We start from the raw sequence: 6,647 nt of genomic DNA on the forward strand, positions 1-6,647 counted from the left end.
ACATTACCTTCCAGTTCACATTTTATAAACATACTCAAGTATAAAAAGTATTTTTCCGTATAGAGTGACTACGACGCTAGTTCATTTTGTTTGTGATAATCGGCATCAATGTGCTTATTTATTACGCTTACTTTCTAAAAATATCATGTCAATTATAATCAATGCGACACCGACACAGACACCTATATCTGCAACATTGAAAATAGGATAATTCCAGACATCAGCATAATGCACATGGATAAAGTCAACCACTTTACCAATTCTTAAACGATCGATTAAGTTGCCAATCGCACCACCGAGCATTAAGGCTAACCCCATGGACAATAGCTTGGCTGCACGTGGCGCTTTGATTAAATAAACCGTTAAAAAGATAGCCATTACAAAAGCTAAGCCTGAGAAAAACCATTTCTGCCAACCGCCAGCGTCGGCTAAAAAGCTAAATGCTGCCCCATAGTTATAAGCGAGTGTCCAGTTGAGAAATGGTTCAATGACCGGTACGGGGTCATTGAACGCTAATTTGGTTTGGGCCAACCACTTAGTCCATTGATCAAGTATTAATACCATTATCGCCAACAAATACCAGATAAAAGCGCGACTGCCATTGGCAACCATTTTTGGCATTTTATTCAACTTACCTTTAGGTGTTATCGAGTTGCCTGAGGTTACGTACATAGCTTTAGGCGTATGATTCATGGTTTTAGAGTCAATTGATTGATGAGTACTACTCACAGCTATAGGTACTTTATTGTCAGCAATATTAGTACTAGCCGATTCAACGCTATTCAATTTAGTACTATCTAATCTGTCGGTAGATTCAGTCATAGTTGTTTTCTTTATCTGTGTTTATACAATGAACAATGTTAAACGTATATGTTTTTAGTATACGACTATTAATAGCGCCACTTTTAAAAACGGCTCCACTTACCGCTCTGGTATTATGAAACTTACGGTAATAATTTTTTATTAGGGAATCTGTTGATTGATTTCAACATTAACCTGAGTCTGTTCAGCGCTAATCACTATAGGATTACCCGATAAGTCGCCTGACTCTGCTATGGCATTACCGCTATGACTAATACGAGCAACGACTGCTAACTGAGTTTTGTCACTACGAGCTGAATTTAACGTGCGATCTGGCATCATCGCATCAAGATTGCTTAAGCGGATACTAGCCTCACCTTGCTTGATAATACTAATGGGTAAACGTTTGGCGGCAAACGGTGGACCTCCTTTAACGTCACGTATCGCAACAAACAACACATCATCAGCTTTCACTAACGGTAATAAATTAGCGTTAATTTTCACTGTCACGTCAATACCTTCTAGCGCTTGCTTTTCTTGCGTGCTAACGTAGTTGCTTAACTCATCTAAGCTTGCTAAAGCTTTAGTATGATCACCTGGTTTGGCCACAATGCTGCCTTGTAAGCGTTTAATCCAACCTTGCGCTTGGGCAAAGTTACTACTACGAGTCTCACCCATTGCCATGAGCATTTGAGCCCGTTCATGCTGCGGATTCTTAGCTAATATAGCTTGTAATACACGGCGAATATTGGCGTCTAACTGACCTTCATTAACGAAAAAGCTAGTCTGAGCATAAGTGGTGGCGATTTCTTCATTTTCAGGAGCTAAACGATAGGCACGAGATAAGGCTTCCAGCGCAGAATCAGTTGCCTCCATAGATAAGAAAAGCTCGGATAGGCGCATCCAGCGATTAGGATCATCAGCATTACGATGAACATTGGTTTGCATGGCGCTAATCAGTTGACGACCATCTTCAAACGCCCATGATGGCGGCTTGTCAATTTTAGCTGTCAATAGGTCGTCAGCCACTTGTCCTACTTTGTCCTCAGCTGTCCACAAATCAAACACGGGCGTACGATTGCCTATTAGTAAATACGCCATTGCAGCCAATATTGGGATCCAAGCTGCGACAATTAAACGGCTTTTGACATCAGGGGTGACCATAGGTGTTATCTGACGCTGCACATCTAATAGCTGACGCTCCAGTTCCAGCTTTTGATTTTGATAATGGCTATTATTAATAGTACCGCTGTCTTTATCTGTTTGTAGCTCAGCTAAACGTTCGCGAAATACTGCAACATTAATATCTAGCAGTTGATTGTCTATTGGTTTGGACTGCAAACGCGGTGCTCGTAGCCATGGCATAATAGCAATCAGCGCAAATATAAGAGCAATCAGCAAGCTTAGAGTTACAAATAAGCCAAAAGTAGAAAATAGAGTCATTTTTTGTCCTCTAGGCTAGTAATGTCGTGGTCGACACTCTCAGCTTGCGATAATAGACGATCAAGCTCAGCCTTTTCCGTAGAGGTCAAGGCAGCAGTACTGTTCACTGTGACGCCGCTTTGACCACGGGCAACAACTTGGCGACGCTTACTTTGCCAAAACCAACCAATAATTAAGACGAGCAATAATAGTGGTGGAAAAAACCATAGGATCCATGTTGATGGTCGCATAGGCGGCTTGTAGCTAATAAAGTCACCGTAGCGCTCTTGCATATAGACGCGTATTTCAGCATCACTACGTCTATCTTTAATTAAATCATAGACTTTTTGCTTTAGATCCTGTGCAATCGGTGCATCAGAGGCTGCAAGGTTTTGATTTTGGCATTTTGGGCAGCGAAACTCTTCTATTAATCCACGATACTGAGCTTCTTGCTGTGGTGAGTCAAAATCGTATACGTCAATAGCTGCGTTTGCCGTCATGTTAAGCAGACACGCTAGTATTAAGCTTGCTAGTTTTAAAACTATATTGGGTTTTAGTTGAGGAGCTCTTATTCGAGTAACGTTCATTTGCACATCTCCTCAACCTGAATGAGATCAGGACTATCGTTGTTCTTATTAGCCTTATTAAGTACTGTCAGGCACGGCTTAACACGCTGTTGCCAATTGGCTTCATTAATCTCACCAACAATATGCTGACGAATGATGCCATCTCCATCCACAACAAAGGTTTCGGGCGCACCAGTTATGCCTAAGTCTAGAGCAAACTGACCCAATGAATCCTGAATAGACATAGAAAATGGATCACCGCCTCGGTTTAAGTAACTGAGCGCATTACCAATCTCATCCTTATAATTCACACCAACGATATCAACGCCGCGCTCTTCTAGTTGCATTAAAAACGGATGCTCAATAACGCAAGTTGGGCACCATGAGCCCCAAACATTAAGTAAAAACGGCTTATCCGGCAAATTATCATTGGTGATAGTACGGGTAGTATCTGCTAATAACGGCAGCTCAAAGGTAGGAACCGGACGCTCAAGAGCGGTATTGGTCACAATGTCTGTTGGTTTACCTAAGCGCATGTACAATATAACTACCAAACCAAAAAAGAGGATAAGCGGAATTAAGAACCATAGCTTCGTCTGCTTTTTTTTCATTGTCTTTGGGTTACGCTGCTTACTGTTTTGGCTATCTTTTTGCTCAGGAGTATTATTCGACATAGTCATTTATTTCTCCTTTAGTGTCGACATCGTCGATACTGAGATTGCCTGCTCAATAGCTACCTCATTGACTCCATAAGTAGCCAAACTACCAGTAACTAGCAACGGAGCTTTAATTTTTTTGATGCGGTATCGTTTATCAAGCATACTAATTAATCCACCTAGAGCCATGATAATTGCCCCTAACCAAATCCAGCGAATTAATGGTTTTACATAAATCCTTAATGCCCATTGGTTACTACCATCGGCAATAGGTTCGCCCAGTGCGACATAAACATCGCGCATAAGATTGGGGTCAATAGCAGCTTCAGTTGTTGGCATCGTGCTGATAATATAAGTACGCTTTTCTGGAGTCAGTTTCGCCACTTCACGACCGTCTTTGGATACCACCACTTGCGCTTGCGTTGCATCAAAGTTACTACCCTTTATTTCAAAAAATTCAGTTACTTCAAAATCGTAACCTTGAACATTGACTGTATCGCCAATACCCATTGCTACGTCACGCTCAATACTCAGGCTACTAGTAAAGGCTATGCCAATGACAGCAACCAATACGCCAATATGAGCAGTCTGTTGACCCCAATAGCTAAGACGCAGCTGACGCAGACCTTTAAAGAAATTAGGGGCGTTCTTGGTTTTGTCTCTAAAGTCAACGATCATCCATAGCAGTACCCAAAAGCTCACCGCTAAAGTCACGCCAATATTGAACATAGCAGATGGACTGGTAAAGTAGGCGATAATAGCAGCCAATACGATACTACTAGCGGCAATGGCGATACCCACCCCTAGTAACGGACGCTTATCTTGTTTCCAGCGAATATTTGAGCCCATACCCATAGCTATTAATAACAGCCATGTCAAAGGCACAAACAGCGCATTGAAGTATGGAGGCCCTACAGATACCTGACCGAGACTAAAGGCATCAGCGATAATAGGATAGAGGGTGCCGAGCAGCACCACTAAGGTTGCAATCAAAATGATGGCGTTATTGATCACTAAAAAGGACTCACGTGAAATCAGCTGATATTGACTTTCAACGGTTAAACGCCAACCGCGAACGGCAAACATTAATAGACCACTACCGATGATAATGCCAAGAATAGCTAAGATGACCAAACCACGCGTCGGATCAGCGGCAAACGAATGCACTGAGGTAAGGACTCCAGAGCGTACCAGGAACGTGCCAAGCAAGCTTAAGGCAAAGGCGAAAATAGCCAGCATGATGGTCCATGCTTTAAACACCCCGCGCTTTTCAGTGACTGCTAATGAATGCAGCAATGCTAAGCCGACAAGCCAAGGCATAAACGAGGCGTTCTCTACCGGATCCCAAAACCACCAACCGCCCCAGCCAAGCTCGTAGTAGGCCCACCACGAGCCCAGTGCAATACCAATGGTCAAAAATCCCCAAGCCGCGAGCGCCCATGGACGTGACCAGCGTGTCCAAGCAGCATCTAAACGCCCTTCCCACAATGCCGCCATACAAAATGCAAAAGGCACTACCATACCCACATAGCCCATATATAACATGGGCGGATGAATAATCAGACCGAAATCTTGTAGGACAGGATTTAAATCAGCGCCATCGACCGCTAGATTGGGTAAGGTACGCTCAAACGGTGACGAGGTAAATATCAGCATTGTTAGCATCATTAACTGTACACCGGCCAAAATAACTAATACCCGCGCACGCATTGATAACGGCAAGCCGCGACTAAAGTATGATACCAGTGCACACCATGTGGCCATGATGGTCATCCATAGCAGCAAAGAGCCCTCGTGTCCGCCCCATGTCGCCGATAACTTATAGTACCAAGGCAACAGCGTATTGGAATGCTGCGCGACGTAACTGAGGCTAAAATCATTATAATAAAAACCTGCTATCAAAGCGCCAAATGACGTTATCATGGCGGCAAACTGTGCCCAAGCTAAGCTAGGGGCTAGTCGTTGCCAAGCAACTTGGTTACGAATAACACCAATAGTTGGCAGAATTACCTGCAATAACGCCAATACAAAAGCGGTAAGCAAGGCAAAATAGCCCAATTCTGTAATCAACATACGGTCTAACCTTATTTACTCTAATGCGGTTGCAGTTTACTGTAGCGGTGGAATTTTTATTATTAGAACCCACCCCCGAAATCTGCTGCTATCTCTAGTTTTTAATTGATTTCGAAGGGTTTTATTTAACTACTTTAGGCGGAGTTACCAGTGGAGGCGCGCCTTTAAAGCGCAGTAAACGTAACGCATTGAGAGTAACGAGCACTGTTGCTCCAGCATCAGCTAGAACCGCAATCCATAGTCCAGTAATGCCGAATACGGTCGTGATCAGAAAGACGCCTTTGAGACCTAAAGCGAAAATGACGTTCTGATGAATGTTGCGCATGGTGGCACGCGAAAGTGCAATCAGATGGGCCATGTCTGTAACACGACTTTTTAATAATGCGATATCGGCCGTCTCAATGGCCACATCGGTACCACCACCCATCGCGATGCCAACATCAGCGGTTGCTAGTGCTGGCGCATCGTTAATACCATCACCCACCATCGCTATTTTGCTGTTATTCTTCATCTCGTTAAGCAAGCGCAGTTTGTCCTCAGGCAACAGCTCAGCTTCCCATTCCACGTCTAAATTACTGGCAAGTGCTTGAGCGGTTAAGCGGTTGTCGCCTGTTAGCATGACGGAGCGCACACCCATCGCTTTAAGTTGAGCCACACCTTCATGAGCGTCGTCTCGTAACTCGTCTCTTAGTGCGACCAATCCAAGCACTTCTCGACTTTGCTCATCGAAAAGAACTGAGACGGTCTTGCCCTCATTTTGCAGCGCCTCGATTTGTGCCTGTTGCTCGGCTGAAATTGATGCCTCATCTGCGGCATAAACAGGCGAACCGATAGCTAGCGCGCGCCCAGCGATAGTTGCGTGTACCGCTTTACCCGCAGTAGCAGAAGCTTTAGAAGCCACAGGTATGACAACTTTGGCGGCTTTGGCATGACTGACAATAGCTTCAGCAAGCGGGTGACTAGAACCTGTCTCCACACTGGCAAAGAGCGCCAATACCTTATCTTTACCTTGAGAACCCTGATCCTGAGAATCCTGACCTTGAACACTTGAATACTCTTGTGTAATGTCAACAACATCGGTCACGCGTGGTTTGCCTTCAGTTAAAGTGCCTGTCTTGTCAAAAGCGAC

6 protein-coding genes are annotated in these 6,647 nt (G+C 44.1%); all 6 read right to left on the minus strand.

The features are described 5' to 3' along the window. Positions 1 to 114 precede the first annotated feature (114 nt). On the minus strand, positions 115 to 822 hold the full coding sequence (lspA, locus tag JMX07_RS13270; RefSeq protein WP_045448075.1) for a signal peptidase II: 708 nt from the start codon (positions 820 to 822) through the stop codon (positions 115 to 117). Positions 823 to 963: 141 nt separating this feature from the next. Then, positions 964 to 2,244: a c-type cytochrome biogenesis protein CcmI gene (gene ccmI / locus JMX07_RS13275; RefSeq protein WP_025643930.1), complete on the minus strand. Its 1,281-nt coding sequence runs from the start codon at positions 2,242 to 2,244 to the stop codon at positions 964 to 966. Continuing rightward, positions 2,241 to 2,723 (minus strand): cytochrome c-type biogenesis protein, encoded by a 483-nt coding sequence (locus JMX07_RS13280; protein ID WP_020443538.1) that lies wholly within the window; start codon positions 2,721 to 2,723, stop codon positions 2,241 to 2,243. The genes ccmI and JMX07_RS13280 overlap by 4 nt, the downstream gene beginning before the upstream one ends. A gap of 83 nt (positions 2,724 to 2,806) precedes the next feature. Further along, positions 2,807 to 3,469, minus strand: a complete 663-nt coding sequence (locus tag JMX07_RS13285) for a DsbE family thiol:disulfide interchange protein (protein WP_011513682.1) — start codon at positions 3,467 to 3,469, stop codon at positions 2,807 to 2,809. Beyond that, positions 3,470 to 5,518: a heme lyase CcmF/NrfE family subunit gene (locus JMX07_RS13290; protein WP_201608411.1), complete on the minus strand. Its 2,049-nt coding sequence runs from the start codon at positions 5,516 to 5,518 to the stop codon at positions 3,470 to 3,472. A gap of 121 nt (positions 5,519 to 5,639) precedes the next feature. Beyond that, on the minus strand, positions 5,640 to 6,647 hold a 1,008-nt coding region (locus tag JMX07_RS13295; RefSeq protein ID WP_201608412.1), incomplete at its 5' end, for an HAD-IC family P-type ATPase.

The sequence above is a fragment of the Psychrobacter immobilis genome, from assembly GCF_904846235.1.
Taxonomy (GTDB): Bacteria; Pseudomonadota; Gammaproteobacteria; order Pseudomonadales; family Moraxellaceae; genus Psychrobacter; species Psychrobacter immobilis_C.

Bases quoted from the DNA above. Each gene is read 5' to 3' on its own strand.
- lspA (WP_045448075.1), bottom strand. From the start codon at position 822: ATGACTGAATCTACCGACAGATTAGATAGTACTAAATTGAATAGCGTT.
- ccmI (WP_025643930.1), bottom strand. From the start codon at position 2,244: ATGACTCTATTTTCTACTTTTGGCTTATTTGTAACTCTAAGCTTGCTG.
- JMX07_RS13280 (WP_020443538.1), bottom strand. From the start codon at position 2,723: ATGACGGCAAACGCAGCTATTGACGTATACGATTTTGACTCACCACAG.
- JMX07_RS13285 (WP_011513682.1), bottom strand. From the start codon at position 3,469: ATGACTATGTCGAATAATACTCCTGAGCAAAAAGATAGCCAAAACAGT.
- JMX07_RS13290 (WP_201608411.1), bottom strand. From the start codon at position 5,518: ATGTTGATTACAGAATTGGGCTATTTTGCCTTGCTTACCGCTTTTGTA.